The sequence below is a fragment of the Streptomyces sp. NPDC046870 genome (assembly GCF_040704595.1).
GTDB classification, from domain to species: domain Bacteria; phylum Actinomycetota; class Actinomycetes; order Streptomycetales; family Streptomycetaceae; genus Streptomyces; species Streptomyces argyrophylli.
This window is the reverse complement of sequence record NZ_JBEYXM010000002.1, coordinates 463,662-486,488: the sequence shown is the minus strand read 5'-3', so window position 1 is coordinate 486,488 and position 22,827 is coordinate 463,662. Positions and strand designations below refer to the sequence as shown.

Genomic DNA, 22,827 nt, shown 5'->3' with positions numbered 1-22,827 from the left:
CGCACCGGTGCCGCCCTCCAGGGGCGGCACCGGTTTCTTCACGGGCGCTCACCCGGGAGTTCCGGGGGCCGGTGGAAGCCTTCTCATGCTCCTCTTATGCCGGCCTTATGGTGCGATCACGGTCCGTCCCTAGCTTGCGGCCATGTTCTTCACCTACCTGAGGCGCGAACTGCGCCGCCGCAGAAAGGCGGCCCTCGTCGTCGCCTCCGGCCTCGCGCTCGGCATCGCGCTGGTCATCGTGGTCAACTCCGTGTCCAACGGCATGGGGAAGGCCCAGGACAAGGTGCTCCAGTCGCTCTACGGCCTGGGGACCGACATGACGGTGACCAAGGCGGCGTCGGCGTCCACCGGTGACGCCCAGCGGCCCCGCTTCCGGTTCGACGCGCGGAACGACGGCGACGACTCCACCCAGAGCAACGACCGCGTGATGGTGCAGGGCTTCCAGACCCTGTCGGCCTCCACGGTGACCAAGGTGGGCTCGCAGTCCGGCGTCGCGGACGCGGTCGGCGGGCTGAGCCTCCAGGTCCTCAAGGTCAGCGGGCAGTTCACGCGGGGTCAGTTCCAGCAGGGCGGGAGCGGCGGCTTCCAGCGCGGCGGCGGGAACGGTCAGCCCCAGGGCGAGGTGAAGGGCGGCGGCGCCGACTTCGACGTCAACAGCTACTCGGTGTACGGCACCGACGTCACCAAGCCCGGCCTCGGCCCGCTGACCTCCTCGAAGATCACCAGCGGGCGTGCCTTCAGGGCGACCGATACCGACGCCGAGGTCGTCGTGGCGGACTCCGCCTACGCCAAGGAGAAGAAGTACGAGGTCGGTTCCACCGTCACCGTCAAGGGCGTCAGGTTCATGGTGATCGGCATCGCCACCGCCGACAGCGGTGACTCGGCCGCCGACCTCTACCTCCCGCTGAAGCAGGCCCAGACCCTCGGCGACGCGAAGGACAAGGTCACCACGATCTACGTCAAGGCGGCCGACTCGAAGAAGATCGACAGCGTCAAGTCGGCGATCCGGAAGAACGTCCCCGGTACGACGGTCACCACCTCCGCCGACCTCGCGGACACCGTCTCCGGCTCCCTGTCCACGGCCTCCTCCCTCGCCGCGAACGTCGGCACGTGGCTGTCCCTGGCGGTGCTGGTGGCCGCGTTCCTGGTGGCCGGCCTGCTCACCTCCTCGGCGGTCTCCCGCCGGGTCCGCGAGTTCGGCACGCTGAAGGCGCTGGGCTGGCGGTCGGGCCGGGTGACCCGGCAGGTGGTCGGCGAGGCCATGGTCAACGGCCTGGTCGGCGGCGTCCTCGGTATCGCCCTCGGCCTCGCGGGCGCGTACGCCGTGACCGCCGTCAGCCCCGGCCTCCAGGCCCAGGTCGGCGGCACGGGGGGCGGCCCCGGCGGTGGCGGCGGCTTCCCGGGCGGACCGGGCCGGCGGACGGCGAAGACCCTGGAAGTGGCCCTCACGGCCCCGGTGAGCGTGACGACGATCGTCCTGGCGGTGGGCCTCGCGGTGGCGGGCGGCCTGATCGCGGGCGCGTTCGGCGGCTGGCGCGCGTCCAGGCTGCGCCCGGCGGACGCGCTGAGGCGGGTGGAGTAGGCCGGCTTCACGGCGTGGCCGGCCGGTCCGGCAGGGGCGCGGGGACACGCGCGCCCGCCCCCGCGGACCGGCGGCCGGAACCAGCGCGCACCCACCCCGAAAACAGATCCCGGAGCCCCCGTGTACGAACTGAACAACGTCATCAAGCGCTACATCCGGGGCAAGGACACCGTCCACGCCCTCGACGGAATCGACCTCACCATCCCCGACGGCGACAGGCTCGTCATCCAGGGCCCCACCGGCGGCGGGAAGTCCACGCTCCTGCAGATGCTCGGCGGCCTCGACCGCCCCACCTCCGGCGAAGTCGTCCTGGACGGCACCGACCTGGCCGGGCTGAGCGAGGCCCGGCTGACCCGGGTCCGCAGCGAGAGCATCGGCTTCGTCTTCCAGTCCTTCAACCTCATCCCGACCCTCACCGCCCAGGAGAACGTGGAGACCGCCCTCGTCCCCCTCGGCATCAAGGTGAGGGAACGCCGCGAACTCGCCGCCGAGGCACTGGAGTCCGTCGGTCTGGGCGAGCGCCTCGGGCATCTCCCGGGCGAGATGTCCGGAGGGCAGCAGCAGCGCGTCGCCATCGCCCGGGCCGTCGTGAAGAAACCCAAGGTGCTGCTGGCCGACGAGCCGACCGGCAACCTGGACGAGGGAACGCGGGACGAGATCATGGACGTGCTCGAACGCCTGTGGACGGAGCACGGGCTGACCTTCATCATGGTCACCCACGACTCCACGCTGGCGAAGAAGGCCCCGCGCCTGGCCACACTGCGCAAGGGCAGGATCACCGTGAAGGAGAACGCGGCCACCTGACGGCGCATAACACAGGCGGAACGCGGCGGACTTCGCAGTTGTGTAACGGTGTCCCGGCCGCCGCGTAACAGTTTCCTGGCGCGCTTTCTCACCGTCCTCTCATCTATTGAGCCCACTGATCACCCCCCGGCATACTGCGTGGTCCGGGGGGTTGGCGTGCATACGTGCGAGTCCACCCCCGACCGGGTGAACGGGGAATCCGCCCGGTACTCCATCTCCAGGGGGAGAACTTGCGCAGACAAGTGAAAAGAGCGGCTGCGGCCACCGTGGCAACGGCCGCAGCAGTCGCCCTCGCAGCGGGTATGACCAGCCCGGCGTCGGCGAAGCCCGACCGCGCCTCGGTGGTCACCACCGCCGCCTCGAAGGCCGCCGTCAAGCACCACGTCACCCTGATCACCGGTGACCGCGTCGCCCTCGACGCCAAGGGCCGTGTCGTCGGCCTGGAGCGGGCCAAGGGACGCGAGCACATACCCTTCCAGGTCCGCAAGGCCTCCGGACACACGCTGGTGGTCCCCGCCGACGCGGCCCACCTGGTCGCCTCCGGCACGCTGGACCAGCGCCTGTTCGACGTCACCGAGCTCAACAAGGCCGCCACCCGCAAGGCCCAGAAGAACGGCCTGAAGGTCATCGTCGGCTACCGCGGAACCGCGGCCGCCGCCAAGGCCGACGTCCGCGACGCCGGCACCCTGCGCCGCAGCCTGAAGGCGCTCAACGCGGACGCCGTGCAGACCCCGGTCAAGGACACCGCCGGCCTGTGGGCCGCCGTCACCAACGGCGACAAGACCGCCTCCGGCATCGCCCACGTCTGGCTCGACGGCGTCCGCAAGGCCGCCCTCGACAAGTCCGTGCCGCAGATCGGCGCCCCCACCGCGTGGGCCGCCGGCTACACCGGCAAGGGCGTGAAGGTCGCCGTCCTGGACACCGGTGTGGACACCAGCCACCCGGACCTCAAGGACCAGGTGATCGAGTCCAAGAACTTCACCCCCGCCGCCGACGCCAAGGACCACTTCGGTCACGGCACGCACGTCGCGTCCATCGTGGCCGGCACCGGTGCCAAGTCGGGCGGCAAGTACAAGGGTGTGGCCCCGGACGCCAAGCTCCTCAACGGCAAGGTCCTGGACGACAACGGCTCCGGTGACGACTCCGGCATCCTCGCCGGCATGGAGTGGGCGGCCTCCCAGGGCGCCGACGTCATCAACCTGAGCCTCGGCGGCTACGACACCCCCGAGATCGACCCCCTCGAGGCCGAGGTCAACAAGCTCTCTGCCGAAAAGGGCATCCTGTTCGCGATCGCCGCGGGCAACGAGGGCCCCCAGTCGATCGGTTCGCCGGGCAGCGCGGACGCCGCGCTCACCGTCGGCGCCGTCGACGACAAGGACAGGCTCGCCGACTTCTCCTCCACCGGCCCGCGCGCCGGCGACGGCGCCATCAAGCCGGACGTCACCGCGCCGGGCGTGGACATCACCGCCGCCGCGGCCAAGGGCAGCGTCATCGACCAGGAGGTCGGCGAGAAGCCCGAGGGCTACCTGACCATCTCCGGCACCTCGATGGCCACCCCGCACGTCGCGGGCGCCGCCGCCATCCTCAAGCAGGAGCACCCGGACTGGGGCTACGCCGAGCTGAAGGGCGCCCTCACCGGCTCCACCAAGGGCGGCAAGTACACCCCGTTCCAGCAGGGCACGGGCCGTATCCAGGTCGACAAGGCCATCAAGCAGTCGATCGTCGCCGACCCCGTGTCGGTGAGCTTCGGTGTGCAGCAGTGGCCGCACACCGACGACAAGCCGGTCACCAAGAAGCTGACGTACCGCAACCTCGGTGACAAGGACGTCACGCTCACCCTGAGCAGCACCGCCACCAACCCCAAGGGCGCGGCGGCCCCGTCCGGCTTCTTCAAGCTCGGCGCGACCACCGTCACCGTCCCCGCGCACGGCACCGCCTCGGCCGACTTCACCGTCGACACCAAGCTGGGCGGCACCGTCGACGGCGCCTACTCGGCGTACGTCACGGCGACGGGCGACGGCCAGACCGTCCGCACGGCCGCCGCGGTGCAGCGCGAGGTGGAGTCGTACGACCTGACCCTGAAGTTCATCGGCCGCGACGGCAAGCCGGCCCCGTACTACAACGCCGACGTCAGCGGCGTGGGCGGCCTGGCCAACGGCGTCTGGCTGAACCCCTACGACAAGTCCGGCACGGTGAAGGTGCGCGCGCCCAAGGGCACGTACATCCTCAACACCTCCGTCTACGGTGACCCCCAGGACGCCTCCAAGGGCATCGACTGGATCGCGCAGCCGAAGCTGACCGTCGACAAGAAGCAGACGATCACCATCGACGCGCGCAAGACCAAGCCGGTGGACATCACCGTCCCCGCCTCGGGCCTGAAGTCCCAGTTCGCCTCGCCGGAGTACGACGTCACCGTCGGCAACGGCCAGTACGGCTTCGGCTGGTTCCTCGACTCGTACAAGAACTTCCGCACCGCCCACCTGGGCCCGCAGCTGCCCGCCGGGACGCTGTGGCAGCAGTGGGACGGCCACTGGAGCAAGGGCGCGACCGAGCAGTACGACGTCACCTCCGGCGGTGCCGTCAAGCAGCTCGCCACCGGCTACACCAAGCACTACAAGGCGGGCGACCTCGCCACGGTGAAGGCCCGGCTGGGCGCGGCGGCGAGCGGCAAGAAGGGCACCATCGACGCGGTGGGCTGGCTGCCCGGCAGCTCCGGCGCCTCCTCCATCAGCATCCCGCAGAAGCTGCCCGGCACCCGCACCCTGCACCTGTCCGCCACCGGCGGCGTGCAGTGGGAGCTGGACTTCCAGCAGAACGGCGGGGTCGACCAGGACGGCTTCCCGGTCACCGAGGCCGGCTACGGGCTCGGCCAGTTCACCTTCAAGGGCGGCAAGACCTACACCAAGACGGTCAACACCGCCGTCTTCGGCCCGCACCTCAACGCGAACTACGGCCTGTTCCGCGACGGCAACGAGATCTTCGGCGTGCTGCCGCTGTTCGCCGACTCCGCCAAGCACGCCGGGTCCTCGCAGTTCACCTCGGTGAACACCACGCTCTACCGCAACGGCACCAAGGTCGGCTCCAACACCGACCCGCTGTTCGGCGACGCCACCTTCAAGGTGCCGTCCGGTGACGCGGCGTACAAGCTGACCACCTCGGTCAAGCGGTCCGCAAAGGTGTCGGAGGCCTCGACGCGCATCGACGCGACCTGGACCTTCCGCTCCAAGAAGCCGGCGGACTTCGTCCAGCTGCCCGCCTCCGCGCTGCACTTCGGCGCCACGACCGGCCTGGACAGCCGCGTCACGGCCGGCAAGACGGTCACCTTCCCGGTCACCGTGGAGGGCTCCGCCGCCGGCAGGAACCTGAAGTCCCTCGCCGTCTACGTCTCCTACGACGGCAAGAACTTCAAGAAGGTCACCGTCAAGAGCGGCAAGATCACCGTCAAGAACCCGGCGAAGAACAAGGCGATCTCGTTCCGCGCCAACATCACCGACAAGAAGGGCAACACGTCGGCGATCACGATCTACAACGCGTACTTCGGCAAGTAGGCCGGCGCGCGGTAGACCGCAACGCTCCTTGACGAGGGGTGCACCGGAGGACAGCCTCCGGTGCACCCCTCAGCGCGTTGCCGAGCGGGTCGCGTCGGCGCCCCAGCTGGCCAGGAGACGCAGGGAGTCCGCGGAAGCGGAGTCAGGGTCGGCGTGATAGGTGACCAGCGACTGCTCCGAGCCGTCCGTCAGGCGGAAGCTCTCGAAGTGCAGGGCCAGGTCGCCCACCAGGGGGTGGTGCAGGTGCTTGACGCCGTGGCTCTTCTCCTTGACGTCGTGCGTGGCCCACAGCCGGCGGAACTCCTCGCTCTTGACGGACAGCTCACCCACCAGGGCCGACAGCCGCGCGTCGTCCGGATCGCACCCCGCGTCCATGCGCAGGGCGCACACGATGTCGATCGCCTTCTGCTCCCAGTCGACGAACAGCTCGCGGTAGGCGGGACGCAGGAAGACCAGCCGCGCCCAATTGCGCTCACCGGGCGGCAACTCGCCCCAGTCACCGAAGACGGCCGCCGCCATCCGGTTCCAGGCGAGGATCTGCGAGCACCGGCCCACGACGTACGCCGGTACGCCCTCCATGCTGTCCAGCAGCTGCCGCAGCGCCGCCCGCACCTGCTGCTGCCGCGCCGCGGGCTTCTTCTTGTGCGCCTTCGGCTTGGCCAGGTGGGTCAGGTGCGCGTGCTCGGCGTCCGTCAGCCGCAGCGCCCGGGCGATCGAGTCCAGCACCTCGGCCGAGACGTTACGGCCGTTGCCCTGCTCAAGACGGGTGTAGTACGCCACCGACACCCCGGCCAGCTGCGCCAGCTCCTCACGGCGCAGCCCCGGCACCCGGCGGTGCCGTCCGAATCCGGCCAGTCCCACGTCCTCCGGCTTCAGCCGGGCCCGCCGGCTGCGCAGGAACTCGCTCAGCTCCGCCCGCCGGTCCAGGGGCCGGCCGGTCGTCACGCCTGCGTCCGCCTGCTCGTCCCTGCTGTCCATGCCTCCAGTATTCCTGGTCGTATGCACGGCAGCCTGACCCCGCCGGTGGTAGGCACGGCGGTCGTACGCAAAAGCGTGGTCTGGGTGGGCGGCGCCCCGCCCGGCAGGCTGGAGACCGTGCCCGGCGGGAAGGCAGCCGGGCACGGAACCCCTCGCTAGGAGATCCTCCGCATGACCACTGTTGCCGCATACGCCGCGCCCGCCGCGAAGGCCCCGCTGGAGCGGACGACCATCGAGCGACGCGCGGTCGGTGAGCACGACGTCCTGATCGACATCAAGTTCGCCGGTATCTGCCACTCCGACATCCACCAGGCCCGCGAGGGCTGGGGCGAGGCGATCTTCCCGATGGTCCCCGGCCACGAGATCGCGGGCGTGGTCGCCGAGGTCGGCGCCGGCGTGACGAAGTTCCAGGTGGGCGACCGGGTCGGGGTCGGCTGCATGGTCGACTCCTGCCGCGAGTGCGAGAACTGCCTGCGAGGCGAGGAGCAGTACTGCCTCAACGGCATGGTCGGCACCTACAACGCCGTCGGCAAGGACGGCGAGCCCACCTACGGCGGCTACTCCGAGAAGATCGTCGTCGACGAGAACTACGTCCTGCGCATCCCCGACGGGCTGTCCCTGGACGTCGCCGCGCCGCTGCTCTGCGCGGGCATCACCACCTACTCCCCGCTGAGCCACTGGAACGCCGGCCCCGGCAAGAAGGTCGCGATCGTCGGCCTGGGCGGGCTCGGCCACATGGCCGTCAAGATCGCCCACGCCATGGGCGCCGAGGTCACCGTCCTGTCCCAGTCCCTGCGCAAGAAGGACGACGGGCTCAAGCTGGGCGCCGACCACTACTACGCCACCAGCGACCCGAAGACCTTCGAGGAACTGGCCGGCACCTTCGACCTGATCGTGTCGACCGTGTCCGCGCCGATGGACTTCGGCGCGCTGCTGTCGCTGCTGAAGACGGACGGCGCGCTGGTGAACGTGGGCGCCCCCGAGGAGCCCGTCGCGCTCAACCTCTTCTCGGTGATCGGCGGCCGCAAGACGCTCGCCGGCTCCATGATCGGCGGCATCCGCGAGACCCAGGAGATGCTGGACTTCTGCGCCGAGCACGGCATCGGCGCGGAGATCGAGCTGATCAGCGCGGCCGAGGTCAACGAGGCGTACGAGCGGGTGCTGGCGAGCGACGTCCGCTACCGCTTCGTGATCGACACGGCCACGATCTGACCTGCGGTCCTGCCCGGCCGTAGCGCTGACAGGCCGTAGCCCTGCGAGGCCGTAGTCCTGCCGGGCTACGGCCTTCGGCGGATCAGCTGCGGGGGCGCGGGCGGTCTGCCGGGTGCGGACCGTCGTGGCGGCCGTTCGCGCAGTTCCCCGCGCCCCTTCGGGGCACTATCCGAGACCGAATCCCTCCCCGGCGCCGTACGCCCGCACCGTGACGGCTCCGTCGTCCGCCGGCCGTACGACATGGGCCCGGCCGGACCCGGCCACCCGGGCCTCGCCGTCCCCCACCATGAGCAGCGTGTTCTCGTCCACGGCGACCCCGTACGGCGCGTCCCCCCGCGCCACCGCCGTCACCAGCCGCGCCAGCGTGCCCCACTGGGCCGCGTGCACGTCCACCGCGAACGGCACCAGGCCGAGCCCCGGCCGGACCTCGATCTCCGCCAGGTCCTCCCCGGTCTCCTCCGCGCACACCGGGACCCCGTCCAGCAGCCAGCCGCCGGCGACGGCCCGTCGCGCGGCCACGGCGGCGCCGGCGGAGAAACCGGCGTACGGCATCCCGCGCGCCGCCAGCAGCGCCGGCAGCCGCTCCAGGCAGTCCGCGAGCGCGTCCAGGTAGGCGGGCGTCAGCCCACCGCACACCAGCAGCCCGTCGATCCCGTCCAGCACGGCCTCCGGCTCGAACCGTCCGCCCAGCGGCACGAGCAGCGGCACCGGTGTGCACGGCGGCCCGGCCTTGCCGAGCGCCGCCGCGTACCGCTCGAACTGCGCGGCCCCGTCCCCCTCGTCGAGGACCAGGCACCCGACCCGCCGCTCACCGCCCAGCTCCCGCAGGAACGGCTCATACACCTCGGCGTGGTCCCAGCCCCCACCGATGAGAAAAACCCGACTGCCCATGCCCTCCCCTTCGCTCCGCGCCGAACCGTCTCGACACGGGGGCGAATCTACGGGGAGAGGCCCGGAGCCGTCGCCGGAATCAGCTCAGCCCCGCGCCGGCCGTGTCAGGCTCGCGCGACCCCGACCGGGCAGGACACCCCGGTCCCGCCCAGCCCGCAGTAACCCGCGGGGTTCTTGTCGAGGTACTGCTGGTGGTAGCCCTCAACTTGGTGCAGCATAAGAACTCCTCACGGAACTCGGGGAGTTGGCATGAGCAACAACGATCACTTAGTACCGGTGGTGGCGTACGCCCGGATCTCGGCTGACCTGGCCAGGGACGCCCACGGGGTGGAGGACCAACACAAGGTCAACGACGAGACGGCAGCCGCGGTCGGATGCCGAATCGTGCACTACTACACGGACAACGATCACTCTGCGGCGAAGGCCGACCTCGTCCGGCCGGACTTTGAAGCGATGCTCAAGGCGCTGAAGGCCGGCCGCTTGCCGGACGGCCAGGCAGTGCGCGGTGTGATCGTCGTCGCGGACGACCGTCTTGTGAGGCGGGTGGGCGACTACGAACGATTCGTGGACGCTCTGACGTACGAAGACGGCCGGCTGTACGCGGACGCCAAGGGCCTCAAGGATCTCTACAACGAAGACGTCGAGTCCATGGGATTGTTCGGCGTCGTCATCTCCAAGGCGGAGGTGCGCAAGATCCGACGTCGCACGCGCCGCTCGCACCGTCGCCGGGCAGAGCAGGGCATCCCTGTGGGTGGTAAGCGCCCGTTCGGCTGGAACGACGACAAGCGGACGCTTCGCCCCGAGGAAGCGGAGCGACTTGCCCAAGCGGCCCGTGACGCGATTGCCGGGAAGTCGCTGCACTCGATCCTCTTGCAGTGGCGCGAGGAGGACGTGCGGACCGTCCATGGCAATGCATGGAGTGCCCGATCACTCAAGCTCGCGCTGTGGAATCCCCGGCTGTGCGGATGGCGACGCCACAACGGGGAGTTGGTGCGAGACGCCGATGGCATCCCCGTGGTGGGCCAGTGGGAGCCGATCATCACGCCGAAAGAGTGGATGGCGATCGATGCCCTCTTCTCGGCAAGGATCAAGCCCAACGTCAAGGCCGATGGGACGGTGACGGACTACCGGACGCCTTCCCACCTGCTCACAGGGATACTGCGATGTGGCAAGCCCAAGCCTGACGGCCGGATCTGCAACGCGCCGATGCGCGTCAGCACACGGCGGGACCTGTCGGGTGGGTTCGTCTACCAGTGCCCTGCACGCTCCATGGGCGGGTGTGGCGGCAGTGGGCGGAACGGCGTGAAGGTGGATGAGTACGTGACGGAAGCTGTCTTGGCCAAGCTGGAGGAGCGCGCCGCCGTCAAGCGCGAGAGCGAGGGGGAGTGGGACGGGGCGGAAGAGCTGGAACGGCTCACGAGGAAGCAACGGACCATGCTCCAGAAGTGGCAGGACGACCTCATCTCGGATGAGCTGTTCTTCCCGGAGAACCACAAGATGGAAGTCCGCATCAAAGAGCTGCGCAAGGAACGCACCGAGCACGCGTTGCGCGTTCAGCGAGCGTCGAAGGTGACCGCGAACGTGCGAGAGCGGTGGTTCTCAGGCGACCTCGACATGGCCCAGAAGCGGGCACTCGTCCGTGAGGCACTCCACGCGGTGATCGTTCTACCGGTCGGGGGAGGGGGAAGGCGCCCCTTCAACCCGGACCTCCTTGTTCTCAAATGGAGGGACGGCTGAGAGCCGGATTGTCAGTAGGTCCGAGTACGGTCGCCGTACTCGGCCGGACGGAGATCCTGCGGGACTCGCGGCGATGGGGGGTGGGTATTGAAGGTCCCCGGCAGCCAGCTCGGGACTGGAATGGGATCCATGGCCCCACCCCCCACTCATTCGTTAGGCGCCCGTCTCTTGCGGTGCCCTCCTCCGCGAGGGTCCTCCATCAGTTCAATCCCAAGAATCCTGGCGACGCGGTGCCAGCGTTCCTCGCTCCACGCGGCTTGCCCACCGCTACCTCACGTCCACACTGCGGCTGTCCCAGGTCATCGATGACCGCATGTTCGGGGCGCGCATCCTGGGCAACCTCAGCCACCAGGCCAACTACCTGGGCAACCACACCCAAGCCATCCAGCTCGCCCGCGCAGCCGTCGAGGGTGCCAAAGGCCGAGCCACCCCGCGAGCCATGGCGAACTACTGGGCGATGGAGGCGCGCGCACTCTCCAACGCCGGCGATCGAGCCGGGCGGCCGACGCGATGAACCAAGCGGAACGAAACTTCGAGCGGGCCGACAGCGCCGATGACCCGGCATGGCTGAGCTACTTCGATGATGCCGAACTCTTGGGCGAATTCTGCCACTGCTTCAGGGACCTGAAAATGCGACGCGAAGCCGTAGAGCACGCACAGCGCGCCGTGGACACCACCGACCCGCAATATGCCCGCACGTTGGGCTTCTGCCGCATGGTGCTCGCCCAGAGCCAGCTACTGAACGGCGAACTGGAAGCCGCCGTCACCACCGCGAGCCTTGCTGTGGACGGCGGCGACTCCCTCCAGTCCTCCCGCTTCCAGCGCTACGTCACCGACTTCCAGGCCGAGGTCAGCGCGCACGCCGCCCACCCCGCCGTCGTAGCCTTCAACGAGCAGGTGAACGAAGCACTCGCCCGCCTGGACGACGACGAGTAGCAGCTACCAGGGACGCCAGTCGCGCGGCGCGTCGTCGTTACGCAACCCAGCGATGCGCCGGCGGTACTCGGCCGCCGTCTCCTCGCTCTCCCGCACGTTCTGCATGAGCCACGTCGTCATGCCGAACTCTTGGAGCCGCCGGAGCGTGTCGTAGCCAGGCCAGTCGTACAGGTCCCGCCCGTAGGCTCGCACGAAGTCGGCGTACTGCTCATCGCTCTGCCACCCAAGGCTGTGGTGCTCGACCGCCGTGACCATCAGGTCCCACTCGGGGTGATCGAAGCAGAAAGCCTCGAAGTCAATCAGGATCACTTCATCCCGATCGTTCACCATGAGGTTCTGCACGTGGGCATCACCGTGCACCGGCCCCTCCGGAGTATCGAACGACAACTCCTCGAACTGACCGCGCAACTCCTGCCACCGCTTGCGGAGGAAGATCCGGTCATCGTCCGAGATCGGCGCCCTACTGATCCGCAGCTCTTGCTTGTCGAAGGGATCGAACGCCGGCAGCTCAAGACCGGCGGGCAACGTCATGGAGTGCAGGTCCCGCAGGATGCCGCCCAGTTCGCCGTACGTGGCCTTGCGGTCACCTTCCACGATGAGGCGCCAGAAGGTCACCGGATGGCTGTCGATCAGAAGCGGCTGTTCCAGGCCGTCAACGAGTCGGGATGCCGGGAAGCCTTCCGCAGCCAGCCACTTGGCGACAGCAACCTCGACACGAGCCTTCGGCAACCATGGTTCACCCCGAGCTACCCGAACGATCACTGGTGCAGTAGCCAGTCGGAACAGCGCGTTTTCCCCGAGGCGAATCAACTCTGCGTCCGTGTCATCCAGGCCAGCCGCCTTGCAGGCCAAATGCATCACCTTCGTAGCCCTCGTGGACGTGAACCCCTCTTGCGATCGAGCAGCGTCAACCGCCATGTCCGTACCAGCTCCCCTAGTCGCGCGCGATCAACCGGCGCACGTCTAGGTGACCAACCCGACGCGCGCCAGACACAGCAACGACCGTATCTGTGGGAAGCGGTGCTCTGTCCACCCCCAGAGACAGCGCTGCATCAAGGGCGTGCCGGGTGACCGTGTTGGAAAATCCGCCGCATGCTGCTGCCATCAAAGCCGTCAGCCCGGCAGAGCACACATAGAATTCCGTCACCTGTTCCAACGGACACAGAATCCGGCGCACATGCCACGAAAGCCCATACCGCTATCCTCCTCGCGCCACTTTCGGGCTGCTAATCGGCCAAGTCGAACCAGTTTTGGTCAAGCGAAATAGCAAGCAATCCGGCATCAGATCTAACTGCAAGACGACCATCCGCTTGAGCGAGTGCAGTAACTGAGTGATGTATCGGGACTTCCAATAGGAAGCGCCAGCTTCGCATATCCCAACAAGCGCACTGCTGGACTAGCTTGTAGGCGACTGCATGACCGAGTTCCCCCTTCTCAGCATGGAAGGGGGAACGTTGACGTTTAGCGTTGCGAGAGGGCAGGTAGCCACACACACTCGCGCTACGACCCCCGGATGCAGATGTGTGCGGGCCTGCCGGCTACCACCGCTTCAGGAGCGAGGCGGGGCAACTTGTCGTCTGACCAGCGGGATACCGACTTGGGTGTCTGTCCGCTGTGGTCCCTGGCAGCAGCCGCAGTTCACCCTGAGTCCCCGCCCCTGGCACGGTTCTGGCACGGGGAACCTCTGGCTAGGGCCTACGCTTCTTGTCTAGTCGTCGGTTTGGGATTTGGCGGCGGAACCTTATGAGCCTGTCGCTTTTCTTGCGCGTCCTGCCGTCGTTGCTTGAACGCATTGAATTGGGCGTGAAGCACGTATAGATAGTCGAGCAGGGCCTCTGCTAGGGCTAGTCCGTCAGCAGCATCTTCCCGTGTTACAGACGTGCTGCTGTAGTGAGCCCCCTGGTTGCCGAGGCTGCGGAGCTCATGCGCCCACTCGAAGAGACGACCATCGATCTTTCCTTGATCGCGCATCTCTTCGAGCATTTTAAACAATGGTTTCGGGCGGCCTGGAGCATCGCTGACCATTCCCTGATCGACGCATACGGCCTCTAGCGTGCGGCGCACCATCACAGCAGTTGCTGTATACGCCTTCGCAGAAAAGCACCGTCGCCCCTCTGCGTGCACGCGGCGTAGGTCCTCAGGTACGTGCAAGCTTAGGGGTCGCTGCTGTTCCGGCCATAGAACACCGGGTTCCCCGTCCCACCCTTCTCCGTAGTCCTCCTCGACAGCGAGAAAGGGCTTTGAGCACTTACTGCAGCGGACCAGCTCAAGCAGATACGGGGGGCTGCCGTCCTCGTCGATACCAGACGCTTCCCCAACCACCACGGCGAGCGTGGGCCGTTCGCAGTGCGGGCACGTGATCAGCACGTCTGTGCCAAATCGTTCGCTCATGGAGACGATTCTGGCACCATTTCCCACTGACAGACAGTCAATTCATCGAAGGTGAAGTCATATCGGGAAGCTGCCCTCGACCCATCCCACCAATCACCCCAACTCCCATCCCGTACGCCGTCGACCCACACACCGTGGAGCATGCGTGGTTCATGGCGTTTAGGTGGAGCGCGCCACTGTACGAACGACTTGGACGCCATGGGCCACGTCTGCTCGGCTGCCTAGGTCGATGGCGTACGGGATAGGAGCACCCCGCGTACGCCACGACGGACCTGCGGACGGAAACGGCGCCCCCTCCATCTCGGTGCTGGCCCATCCCCCGCCGGAGTCACTGCTCTGGCCCGCTACGCGATGCTCGAGTCATGATCACCGGCCCTATCCACATGTGGACGCGTGTCGGAGCAGCGCGGGCGGAGTGGGCCGAAGGCAGGAGCGGCGCCTGCAACGCAGCCGGGGCTGGACGACGTGGAACGACTTGCAAATCAGTTGCGTCGGGCACTCCTCAGCGCCGCGCACGGACACACGGCCACCGAAGACCAGCGAGCCGCCTTCCCAGTCAGGGAAGGAGATTCGTTGGAGCCACACGGTCGTGGACAAGCATGTACTGACCCTCAGGCCCACCCCGCCTCCGGGCCTGGCAGCGGCGCCAACCGGCGAGGGCGCGAAGCATCGACCGCCGCCAACGCCGCAGTTATCTCCGCCTCGTGCGCGTGGCCACCCGCGCCGGGCGTCGGACCGCGTTCTTGACCGCCAGGTGAGTTTGTTTCGCAGGTGGACTGGTGTCACAACTGAGATTGGTTCCCTTGATCTCACAAAGTGCCCCTTGCGACCTCTCTGCATTCACCCCTTCCCTGCTGTCGCCTAGTTAGGTTCCCTCCGAGTCGCTACGTCAATTTCCCATGAAGTTCCAAAATGTTCGCAGATCGCTCGCTCCATAACCTCATGAGATCCACTAGACATGAAAGTCTCCCTGGATCCCTCATTGATAAATTCGATCCGCAGCTTATTTCCGTCAAGCCGAGTCGCCTTTGCGTTCTGACTCAGGAGAAGCCAGGTAAAGCGTCGCTGCGTTTTAACAACCTCAAGGATGGTCGACCACAATTTTTGTATTTCCGAGAGCCCGCCTGCCCCTTCTGCAGAGTTCAGCTTCGGACTCTTCGGCCATTCACCAGGGCGGCGTGTCGATTCTCCAGTCCCGTCGCTTACTCTCGCCGTTACCGCAGGAGCTGGGGCCTTCCGATCTGCGACCTCGACTCGCCACGATATATCAAATTTCTCTCGGATCACATCCCCAAGGACATGCTGCACACCTGCTGACCAATAGTTAGCCTTAGACGATTCATTCAAAAATTCAAGTTCGATGGTCTCGCCATCGAACTGGACCACTTTAGCAGTATCCCTGAGGAGAATCCAGGCGAATCGTCGCCGTCCTTTAACTTCTTCGAGAATTCTCGACCACACTTGCTCAAATGCTGGCAGTCCGGTTGCATCTCTACGTGGAGGCTGTTTCACATTCGGCCAAACAGTGCGTTCACTGTCGGAGTTGACAGCTTCCGCAAGAGGTGGCGCAGCTTTCTTAGCCACCGGCCATGCGCCGGGCCGTGGTCGATCCGTGGGGGCGGCCTCCGTGGGAGGAGCAGAGCTGGAGGGCTGAGTCTTCTTGGCCGTAGGCCACCCGCCAGGGCGGCGCTCATCAGCAGGGAGCAAGCCCGACCCCTCAACGGCTGGAGCCAGCAGGCCCGGCACTGCCGGGGCGGCCTCCGCGGGAGGGGCAGAGCTGGGGGGCTGAGCCTTCTTGGTCGTAGGCCACCCGCCAGGGCGACGCTCATCGGGGGCGAGCAGGCCCGGCACTGCCGGGGCGGCCTCCGTGGGAGGAGCAGAGCTGGGGGGCTGAGTTTTCTTGGCCGTAGGCCACCCGCCAGGGCGGCGCTCATCAGCAGGGAGCAAGCCCGGCACCGCCGGGGTGGCCGCCTCCACAGAAGCAGCTGAACTGGAGGGCTGAGCGTTCTCGGTCGTCGGCCACCCGCGGCCGTCCAGAATATTGCTCAATGGGCCAGCCGCCGCCTGTGGGACTTGCTCTATTTTAGGCGGTTCCAGCTTCTGTGCTTCTCTGGCAGGAGGAAAATCGCCCCATCCCCGCCATTTTTTATTCTTGGCGAGTGTCAGACCTCCGGGTGAATTACGCACCCTCTTGTGAGGTAGGGGGCGGGCTTTGGCGCGCAGTGAACTCCTCAGGTGGGTAAACGCTGTATCCAGGTCGATGAATCTCTTAGTCTCATCAGGTACACCGGCTCGAATGAGGCGTACTAGCTCACCCGTGAATACAGTGAAGCCGCCGCCGTCGTCCGACATGGCGACTTGGGTTTCGCCTGCTGCGGCAATAAGGTAGGTTCCCTCAACCACTGCATCTTCGGCTACGGCATGGGCAGGATCTGCCATCACTCCGAGGGCGCTAGCAGCGTAACAGCAATCAAGGATGACTATTCGGCGAGCCGCAGTTGACTCAATAAGCGCTTCCCGGATGTCATTATAGTCTGTGGAAGTATGAGAAGCGCCAGCCCTGGAGGTAGAACGACTCAGGCGAAACTCTCCCCTATTAGCCCCTTTAAGGCCATGGCCAGCGTAATACACAAGCAGTGTGTCGGTAGCTTCCTCTGCACTCTGCACGATCGGATCTACCAGCTCTTCCGGGGTCCTTGGGTTCTGGATCACCACACAGTGCTCAGACGGAAGGTTCCACGACAATTGGGTCGTCAGGATTTCCTTCAGGGCCTCGACGTTGCTTCTCACTGCGGGCAGTGACGGTAGAGTCGTGTACTCGCTGACGCCAATTATGACAGCCCGAGATTTGTAAGGGTCAGGAAAGGTCACGGATGCCGCTACTCCTCCGTGAGCGCCCGCATAATACCTTCGACCGTGGCGCTATCGCCGCCCTCCAGGGTGACGACTTTCCCGTTATGTTCGATCGTTACCTGTGACGGCCTTTTCCGCGTCTTTCTCCATGCGAGATAGCTTAGCGAAAAGGTTGTGATCTGCCAGAAATTATCCGTTACCAACTGGAGCGTATCGAGTGTGCCAGCACCCATTTCTCCTGGACGGGGCTCGGTAGTTACCCATGAGATCTTGGCGTGCTGTCGAATCTCGGGGGTCTCCAAGAGCCATGAGCGGAATGAACGCAGTTCCTCGTCAGCGCCTGGGCCAACCATTTTGATCCGCATCATGATGTCAGTCCCCTCCGTCCCCTGTGCCAGTCGCGTGGCTGCAGCCAGTTTAGGTGACACCCAGTCATCACAGGACTATATCCGTACAGTTGCTCTCAGAGTGGTCTGCGGACCTGAGGGTGGGCATTCTTCGATGGAGCAGCACCCACGACATCCCCGTCCTGAGTGGGTGGACAGCAGCGAGTCCCCTCCCTGATTGAGAGGGGACACACCGCGCCGTACAGCCGATCATGAGGCTGGAGGGGGCAGATCGACTTCAGCTCGGAGACGATGTGTGGTGAGGCGCCGGCCTCCGATAGCGGTGTTCGAGACACCACCAGCGGGGCCGCGAGGCGAGAGACGCCAACCGCAGCAAGCACCGCAGCCTCCTCCTCCTCGCTCACCCCCCGCAGCGCCTCAATCACCTGATCGAGTGCCTCACCACCTCAGCGCGCGTGAACACTCGAAGCCGGCGCCGGACCAGCGTTCTTGTAACGTCTCGTCCGTTGGGTCGATTTGAAGAGATCAGCCATCCGCCTGGGCCACGCCGATCGGGCAGGACACGCCCGTGCCGCCCAGCCCGCAGTACCCACCCGGGTTTTTGGTGTCCGAAAGATACTGCTGGTGGTACGCCTCGGCCGGGTAGAAGGCGCGGCCCTGTGCCGGGAGGATCTCCGTGGTGATGGTGCCGTAGCCGGAGGAGGTCAGGACCTTCTGGTAGGCCTCGCGGGAGGCCTGCGCCGTAGCCGCCTGCTCGGGGGTGTGGGTGTAGATCGCCGAGCGGTACTGGGTGCCCACGTCATTGCCCTGGCGGAAGCCCTGCGTCGGGTCGTGGGACTCCCAGAAGGTCTTGAGCAGGCGGTCGTACGAGATCCGCCGGGGGTCGTAGACCACGCGGACGGCCTCCGTGTGGCCGGTCAGGCCCGAGCAGACCTCCTCGTACGTCGGGTTCTCGGTGTAGCCGCCCTGGTAGCCGACCAGAGTGGTGTGCACGCCCGCCGGGAGCTTCCAGAACGTGCGCTCCGCGCCCCAGAAACAGCCCAGGGCGAAGTCGGCGACCTCCAGACCCTCCGGGTACGGGCCGAGGAGCGGGGTGCCGAGGACGGTGTGCCGGTCGGGGACCTCGTAGGGGAGTGCGGGGCGGCCCGTGAGTGCCTGCTCGGGGGTGGGCAGCCGGGGCGTGCGGCCGAAGAGCATGGGGTCTCCCTGTCGGTCGGGGGATGGGGTGCCGGCGGCCTCGCCGGCCGGCACCGCTGATAACGTCCGGGGCACCCGCCGCATTCCGGTCAGGCGGGTGCCGCCGCGGTCTCCCGGACCGCCCGCACCACGGTGTCGCGGACCCGGCAGTAGTGCCCGGCCATGTCGCCCCGGTAGCGCCACGGCAGCGCGTTCACATGGCCGTCCACCAGTGTGAACTGTTCCAGCGCCGCCTCGTTGCGGTCCTGGAGGTGCAGGTAGAACGCCAGCAGGTGCCGCAGTTCCGGCAACCGTGGGTGGGTCGGGTCCGCCGCCGCGGCGTCTTGGAGCGCCGCCTCGACCTGGGCCAGCATCTCCGGCGTGTTGTCGGCCGCGGTGTCCTCCGACTCGTCGTGCTCGAAGTGCGCGATGAGCGGCAGCGCCGTCAGCAGGCTGCCCGACGGCGCGTCGGCGGCGGCCCGTTCGGCGAACTCGAAGGCCAGCCGCTCGGAGCCGCGCCATTTGGCGCACCAGTACTGGAGCGCCGAGAAGTGCGCCTCGTAGTGGTGCGGGGCGCGGGCGGAGATCTCCGCCCACAGCCTGTCCATCTCGGCGTTCGGATAGCCGAGGCCCAGCGCCACCCATATCTCCGCGACGTACGGCGTCGGGTCGTCCGGGTTCAGCGCCGCCGCGCGGGTGATCTCCTCACGGGCCGAGACCAGCGTGCGGTGGAAGCCCTCGGCCTGCTCCCGGGTCGTGTACTGGGCGGTCTTCGCACCGCGCAGCTTCCACGCGAGGATCACCGTGCTGCGCGCCCGGACCACGGCAGCGTCGGGGTCGTCGCGCCGCTCGGCCTCCCAGGCCAGCAGCCAGGCGTCCTCCTCGGCCGCGCGGTCCGCCAGCAGGTACACGAGCGCGGACCGGCGCTCCCAGTCCCGGCCGATCGCCGCGAGCAGGTCGGCGGCCGGCCGCCAGTCACCCTCGCGGACCGCGGTGAGCGCGGCGCTCCAGTCCGGCGGCAGGGGTGCGGCCAGGTCGGTGTTCTGCCGCTCGGCGGGCAGCAGCCCGAGCTTCTCCGCGGCCTGCGCGGCTTCCGCCGCCTCGGCCGCCTCCGCGTCGTCGTCGGGGCTCGGGTGGAACAGCTCCTTGAGGAACACCCAGGCCAGCCACAGCACGAAGAGCAGCGTGGGCACGGCCAGGATGCCCAGGATCCACAAGAGGACGGTCATCGGGGGTCGGGTCCGTTCGTTTCGGGAGGTACGGCAGGGGTGGGCGGCGCGGGCCTGCCGGGCAGTGGGCAGGCCCGTGGCCCGTCAGGCGTTCTGGGTCGCAGGGGGCAGGAGCGCCCGCAGTCGTGTGGTCTCGGGGTGGTCGGCGACCGCCGCCTCCACGGCGGCCTCCAGTGCCGCCTCCGGATTGTCGTCCTCCGTCTGTGAGCCCCAGCCGGGCAGCCGCACCGTCGCCGGGCGGGTCCAGGAGAACTCCCAGTGCAGCAGCGAACGGGAGCTGAACTCCGCCAGCACCATGGTGCGCAGCGAGCGGCGCAGCACGGGCCGGACGAACTCGCGGAACGCCCGCCCCTTCGCGGCGGCCGCCTCCTCCGACAGCGGCAGCTGTTCGGCCACCCGCCACAGCCGGCCGTCGTCGATGACGTCCAGCAGCGCGGACAGCGTCGCCGGCTGACCGGTGTACTGGGCCAGCGCCTGGTGCAGCGGGGTCCGCGCCGTCGACAGGCCCGTGGCCATCGAGGCGTCCAGCAGCTCTTCCCAGCCGGCCGCGCGCGGGTAGCCGAGCAGTTCGTCGGCGAGGACGGCGTCCTCCAGGGCGGCCAGGGTGCGCGCCGGGTCGGTCAGCAGGGTCAGCGCCGCTCCCTTGGCCTCGTCGGCGCGGCCGTCCGCGGGCAGTGCCTCGACCCGGCGCACGCGCTCGGCGATCGGCGGGTGCGAGTCGTACGGTCCGGCCGGCTCGTCCGGCAGCTGCGAGCGGAGCCCCGCCAGCTCCAGTTCACGGGCCGTCAGCAGGCGGCCGAAGCCGCCGAAGAACTCGCCGCGGGGCGGCAGCAGCCGGGTCTGCAGGCCGAGGGTGGCGTAGGACTCCAGGTAGAAGTCGTGGGAGGCGGACAGGACGGGGATCTCGCGCAGCGCCGACGCGGTCGCGTCGCGTCCGGCGATCCGGGCGGCGGTGAGGTCGGCGGCGAACTCCTGGCCGCGCGCGGTGGAGAGGGAGGCGCGCAGGTAGAGCCTGCCGTAGGCGGTGTAGATCCTCGCCATCGTCCGGTACGTCGTTCCGACGCCGGTCGTGTCGATCCGCTTGGCCTGCTTGCCCTTGGCGATCCGCTTGGCGGACGCCCGTTCCTGCCGGGCCCGGTCGGCGGCCACCTTGTCGTCCGCCTTCTCGTGGAACTGGCCGATGACCCGGCCGATCTGCACGCGCCCGCGCACGACGAGCGCGGAGAGCCGGGTGTCCCCGCCGGTGAAGTGCCCGAACTCGTGGGCGAGTACGGACCGCAGCTGGGCCTCGGTCAGACCGGTCAGCAGCGGGACGCCGAGGTAGAGCCGGCGCGGGCCGGGGAGCAGGCCGAGCAGCCGCGGGTTCTCGCTGACGGCCGCGTTGACCTCGCCGGTGAGCAGGATGCGGTCGGGTGCGCGGGTGCCGGCCGCCGCGGCCAGCTCCCGGACCAGTGCCCACAGCCGGGGCTCGTCGGCCTCGGTGACCGGGATGCCGGGCCCGTCCTCGCCTTTCGGGGTGCGCAGCATCAGCATGCCGCGGACGACGGGGACGGCCAGCAGTACCGTGACGAAGCCGACCTTCACCGTGAGCGGGCCGTGTCCCCAGCCGTACACGAGGACGTCGATGCCGATCAGCGCGGCGAGCAGGACGAGGCTCAGCAGGTAGAAGCCGAGCAGCAGGACGAGGGCGCGCAGCGCGCGCAGAGTTGCGCCCATCGGGCAGATCCCCCCACAGGACCTCGGAAAAAGGGACATGACGGAGCGCCGGGCCGGTCGGTCGGGGGTGGTGCTTCGGCGGTGCCGGCGGTGCTCGGTGGTGCGGTGTGGGGGGATGCCGGAGTATGCCCTACCGCAGGTCAGGAGGGCAATGCGGATACGGGGAGGGAGGGGTGGTGGTCCGGGGAAGGGGCCCGGAGGCGGGGCGCGTCAGCCGGGGAGGCCGGCCGGGCTGCCGCCGTTGGCCTCGTAACCGGCCACGGCCAGCGCGCGGTGCAGGGCGAACTCGGCGGCCGGATCGGTGGACAGGATCCACGGCAGCGCGCCGACGTGACCGTCGATGTGTATCAGCTGCTGCATGGCCTCCGACCAGCGTTCGGCGCGGACCAGGAAGAACAGCAGCAGATGCCGGACGTGCGGCAGCATGGGGTCCTCGGGGTCGGCCGCGTGGACGGCGTGCAGCGCGCCGTGGATCGCCTTGGTGACGACCTCGCTCTGGTAGAAGCTCGCGACCAGGTTCACCTCCGGCAGGTGCTCGAACACCGCGAACAGCGGCAGCGCGGCGAGCAGCGAGCCCTCCGGGGCGCGGGCCGCGGCGGCCTCCGCGAAGGAGTACGCCTGCTCGCGCGAGCCCTGCCACTTCTCGCACCAGTAGTGCAACGCGGCCAGATGCGCGCCCATGTGGTGCGGGGCGCGGTCGAGGATCTTCAGCCACAGCTGGTCGAACTCGGCGTGCTGATAGGCCAGGCCGCGCGCGATGGACAGCTCCGTCACGTAGGGCACCGGGTCGCCGGGCGCCAGCAGGGCCGCCTGCGCACAGGCGTCCCGGGCCTCCTCCATGATGATCCGGAAGTCGTCCGTGCCCGGCGTCGACGTCCGCCAGGCCTGCTGCACCAGGAACTCCGCGTGGACGGCGGCGCCGCCCGCGTCCTTGGGCTGCTCGGCCCGCCACACCCGCAGCCACTGGCCGCCCGGCGTCTCGTGCACCCCGCCGGGCCGCTGCTGCAACTCCAGCGCGGCGGCACCGGCGAAGGCCTGCACCCGCTGCCAGCGCCGCTCGCCCTCGGACTCGGTGCCGGCCAGCAGCTGGGCGGCGGCCCGGTAGTCCTGCGTGCGCTGCACCAGCTCCAGGACCTGGAGCAGGTCCTCGTCCGGGCCGGGCAGGCGTACGTCCAGCTCCTCCTGGCGCAGGAAGCCGTAGGCCGCGGGGTCGGCGGCGTCCGGGTGTCCCGGGGGAACCTGCTCGATCACCCCGCGCCTGCGCCGTACGACCGGGAGCAGCACGAAGCCCAGCAGGAGCAGCGCCATCAGCAGCCAGAGAATCGACATGCCTCAAGCGAACCAGACGCCGCGGACAATTGGCGAACCCCGCCGCCGGACTGTGGACAACTCCGGTCGAGGACATGACACCGGGACGCCTCGGCGGC

General features: G+C 68.2%; 15 protein-coding genes and 2 pseudogenes. 6 read left to right on the top strand and 11 right to left on the bottom strand.

What is annotated here, in order from left to right; translation table 11 throughout:
* Positions 1-142 precede the first annotated feature (142 nt).
* From AB0946_RS06640 to AB0946_RS06630, 3 genes are all read left to right on the top strand, one after another.
* Positions 143-1,582, top strand: coding sequence for an ABC transporter permease (locus AB0946_RS06640; RefSeq protein WP_366759498.1), 1,440 nt, complete (start codon positions 143-145; stop codon positions 1,580-1,582).
* A 120-nt stretch (positions 1,583-1,702) separates the two neighbouring features.
* Positions 1,703-2,386 carry an ABC transporter ATP-binding protein gene (locus tag AB0946_RS06635; RefSeq protein ID WP_366759497.1) on the top strand — a complete coding sequence of 228 codons (684 nt, stop codon included), beginning with the start codon at positions 1,703-1,705 and terminating at the stop codon, positions 2,384-2,386.
* Between the two features lie 302 nt (positions 2,387-2,688).
* A complete protein-coding gene (locus AB0946_RS06630; RefSeq protein WP_366759496.1) occupies positions 2,689-5,934 on the top strand; it encodes a S8 family serine peptidase in 3,246 nt (1,081 codons plus the stop codon).
* A 69-nt stretch (positions 5,935-6,003) separates the two neighbouring features.
* On the opposite strand, the gene AB0946_RS06625 is transcribed toward AB0946_RS06630, so the two are convergent.
* On the bottom strand, positions 6,004-6,912 hold the full coding sequence (locus AB0946_RS06625) for a helix-turn-helix transcriptional regulator (RefSeq protein WP_366759495.1): 909 nt from the start codon (positions 6,910-6,912) through the stop codon (positions 6,004-6,006).
* Between the two features lie 171 nt (positions 6,913-7,083).
* Between AB0946_RS06625 and AB0946_RS06620 the strand changes: the two genes are divergently transcribed.
* Positions 7,084-8,124: an NAD(P)-dependent alcohol dehydrogenase gene (locus AB0946_RS06620; RefSeq protein ID WP_366759494.1), complete on the top strand. Its 1,041-nt coding sequence runs from the start codon at positions 7,084-7,086 to the stop codon at positions 8,122-8,124.
* A gap of 165 nt (positions 8,125-8,289) precedes the next feature.
* Here AB0946_RS06620 and AB0946_RS06615 read toward each other — a convergent pair whose 3' ends face one another.
* Together AB0946_RS06615 and AB0946_RS06610 are read right to left on the bottom strand one after the other, a co-directional pair.
* Positions 8,290-9,015 (bottom strand): Type 1 glutamine amidotransferase-like domain-containing protein, encoded by a 726-nt coding sequence (locus AB0946_RS06615; RefSeq protein WP_366759493.1) that lies wholly within the window; start codon positions 9,013-9,015, stop codon positions 8,290-8,292.
* Between the two features lie 104 nt (positions 9,016-9,119).
* Positions 9,120-9,218, bottom strand: a pseudogene (locus AB0946_RS06610) (peptide-methionine (S)-S-oxide reductase); the annotation flags it as partial.
* A 46-nt stretch (positions 9,219-9,264) separates the two neighbouring features.
* Here AB0946_RS06610 and AB0946_RS06605 point away from each other — a divergent pair.
* Together AB0946_RS06605 and AB0946_RS06600 are read left to right on the top strand one after the other, a co-directional pair.
* A complete protein-coding gene (locus AB0946_RS06605) occupies positions 9,265-10,752 on the top strand; it encodes a recombinase family protein (protein WP_366759492.1) in 1,488 nt (495 codons plus the stop codon).
* A 253-nt stretch (positions 10,753-11,005) separates the two neighbouring features.
* Positions 11,006-11,688: pseudogene (locus AB0946_RS06600) on the top strand (sporulation protein); the annotation flags it as partial.
* Between the two features lie 3 nt (positions 11,689-11,691).
* Here AB0946_RS06600 and AB0946_RS06595 read toward each other — a convergent pair.
* From AB0946_RS06595 to AB0946_RS06560, 8 genes are all read right to left on the bottom strand, one after another.
* A complete protein-coding gene (locus tag AB0946_RS06595) occupies positions 11,692-12,606 on the bottom strand; it encodes an aminoglycoside phosphotransferase family protein (RefSeq protein WP_366759491.1) in 915 nt (304 codons plus the stop codon).
* Between the two features lie 777 nt (positions 12,607-13,383).
* Complete coding sequence (locus tag AB0946_RS06590; protein WP_366759489.1) at positions 13,384-14,079, bottom strand: DUF4145 domain-containing protein; 696 nt, start codon at positions 14,077-14,079, stop codon at positions 13,384-13,386.
* A gap of 861 nt (positions 14,080-14,940) precedes the next feature.
* Positions 14,941-16,950, bottom strand: coding sequence for a caspase family protein (locus tag AB0946_RS06585; protein ID WP_366759488.1), 2,010 nt, complete (start codon positions 16,948-16,950; stop codon positions 14,941-14,943).
* 8 nt (positions 16,951-16,958) lie between these two features.
* Positions 16,959-17,285, bottom strand: a complete 327-nt coding sequence (locus tag AB0946_RS06580; RefSeq protein ID WP_366759815.1) for a hypothetical protein — start codon at positions 17,283-17,285, stop codon at positions 16,959-16,961.
* 519 nt (positions 17,286-17,804) lie between these two features.
* On the bottom strand, positions 17,805-18,476 hold the full coding sequence (gene msrA / locus AB0946_RS06575; RefSeq protein WP_366759487.1) for a peptide-methionine (S)-S-oxide reductase MsrA: 672 nt from the start codon (positions 18,474-18,476) through the stop codon (positions 17,805-17,807).
* A gap of 89 nt (positions 18,477-18,565) precedes the next feature.
* Positions 18,566-19,684: a hypothetical protein gene (locus tag AB0946_RS06570; RefSeq protein ID WP_366759486.1), complete on the bottom strand. Its 1,119-nt coding sequence runs from the start codon at positions 19,682-19,684 to the stop codon at positions 18,566-18,568.
* An 84-nt stretch (positions 19,685-19,768) separates the two neighbouring features.
* Positions 19,769-21,400 (bottom strand): M48 family metalloprotease, encoded by a 1,632-nt coding sequence (locus AB0946_RS06565; RefSeq protein ID WP_366759485.1) that lies wholly within the window; start codon positions 21,398-21,400, stop codon positions 19,769-19,771.
* 210 nt (positions 21,401-21,610) lie between these two features.
* Positions 21,611-22,729: a hypothetical protein gene (locus AB0946_RS06560; RefSeq protein ID WP_366759484.1), complete on the bottom strand. Its 1,119-nt coding sequence runs from the start codon at positions 22,727-22,729 to the stop codon at positions 21,611-21,613.
* Between the last annotated feature and the right edge of the window lie 98 nt (positions 22,730-22,827).

Bases quoted from the DNA above. Each gene is read 5' to 3' on its own strand.
- AB0946_RS06595 (WP_366759491.1), bottom strand. From the start codon at position 12,606: ATGGCGGTTGACGCTGCTCGATCGCAAGAGGGGTTCACGTCCACGAGG.
- AB0946_RS06560 (WP_366759484.1), bottom strand. From the start codon at position 22,729: ATGTCGATTCTCTGGCTGCTGATGGCGCTGCTCCTGCTGGGCTTCGTG.
- AB0946_RS06615 (WP_366759493.1), bottom strand. From the start codon at position 9,015: ATGGGCAGTCGGGTTTTTCTCATCGGTGGGGGCTGGGACCACGCCGAG.
- AB0946_RS06590 (WP_366759489.1), bottom strand. From the start codon at position 14,079: ATGAGCGAACGATTTGGCACAGACGTGCTGATCACGTGCCCGCACTGC.
- msrA (WP_366759487.1), bottom strand. From the start codon at position 18,476: ATGCTCTTCGGCCGCACGCCCCGGCTGCCCACCCCCGAGCAGGCACTC.
- AB0946_RS06625 (WP_366759495.1), bottom strand. From the start codon at position 6,912: ATGGACAGCAGGGACGAGCAGGCGGACGCAGGCGTGACGACCGGCCGG.
- AB0946_RS06620 (WP_366759494.1), top strand. From the start codon at position 7,084: ATGACCACTGTTGCCGCATACGCCGCGCCCGCCGCGAAGGCCCCGCTG.
- AB0946_RS06580 (WP_366759815.1), bottom strand. From the start codon at position 17,285: ATGGTTGGCCCAGGCGCTGACGAGGAACTGCGTTCATTCCGCTCATGG.
- AB0946_RS06630 (WP_366759496.1), top strand. From the start codon at position 2,689: ATGACCAGCCCGGCGTCGGCGAAGCCCGACCGCGCCTCGGTGGTCACC.
- AB0946_RS06570 (WP_366759486.1), bottom strand. From the start codon at position 19,684: ATGACCGTCCTCTTGTGGATCCTGGGCATCCTGGCCGTGCCCACGCTG.
- AB0946_RS06565 (WP_366759485.1), bottom strand. From the start codon at position 21,400: ATGGGCGCAACTCTGCGCGCGCTGCGCGCCCTCGTCCTGCTGCTCGGC.
- AB0946_RS06640 (WP_366759498.1), top strand. From the start codon at position 143: ATGTTCTTCACCTACCTGAGGCGCGAACTGCGCCGCCGCAGAAAGGCG.
- AB0946_RS06605 (WP_366759492.1), top strand. From the start codon at position 9,265: ATGAGCAACAACGATCACTTAGTACCGGTGGTGGCGTACGCCCGGATC.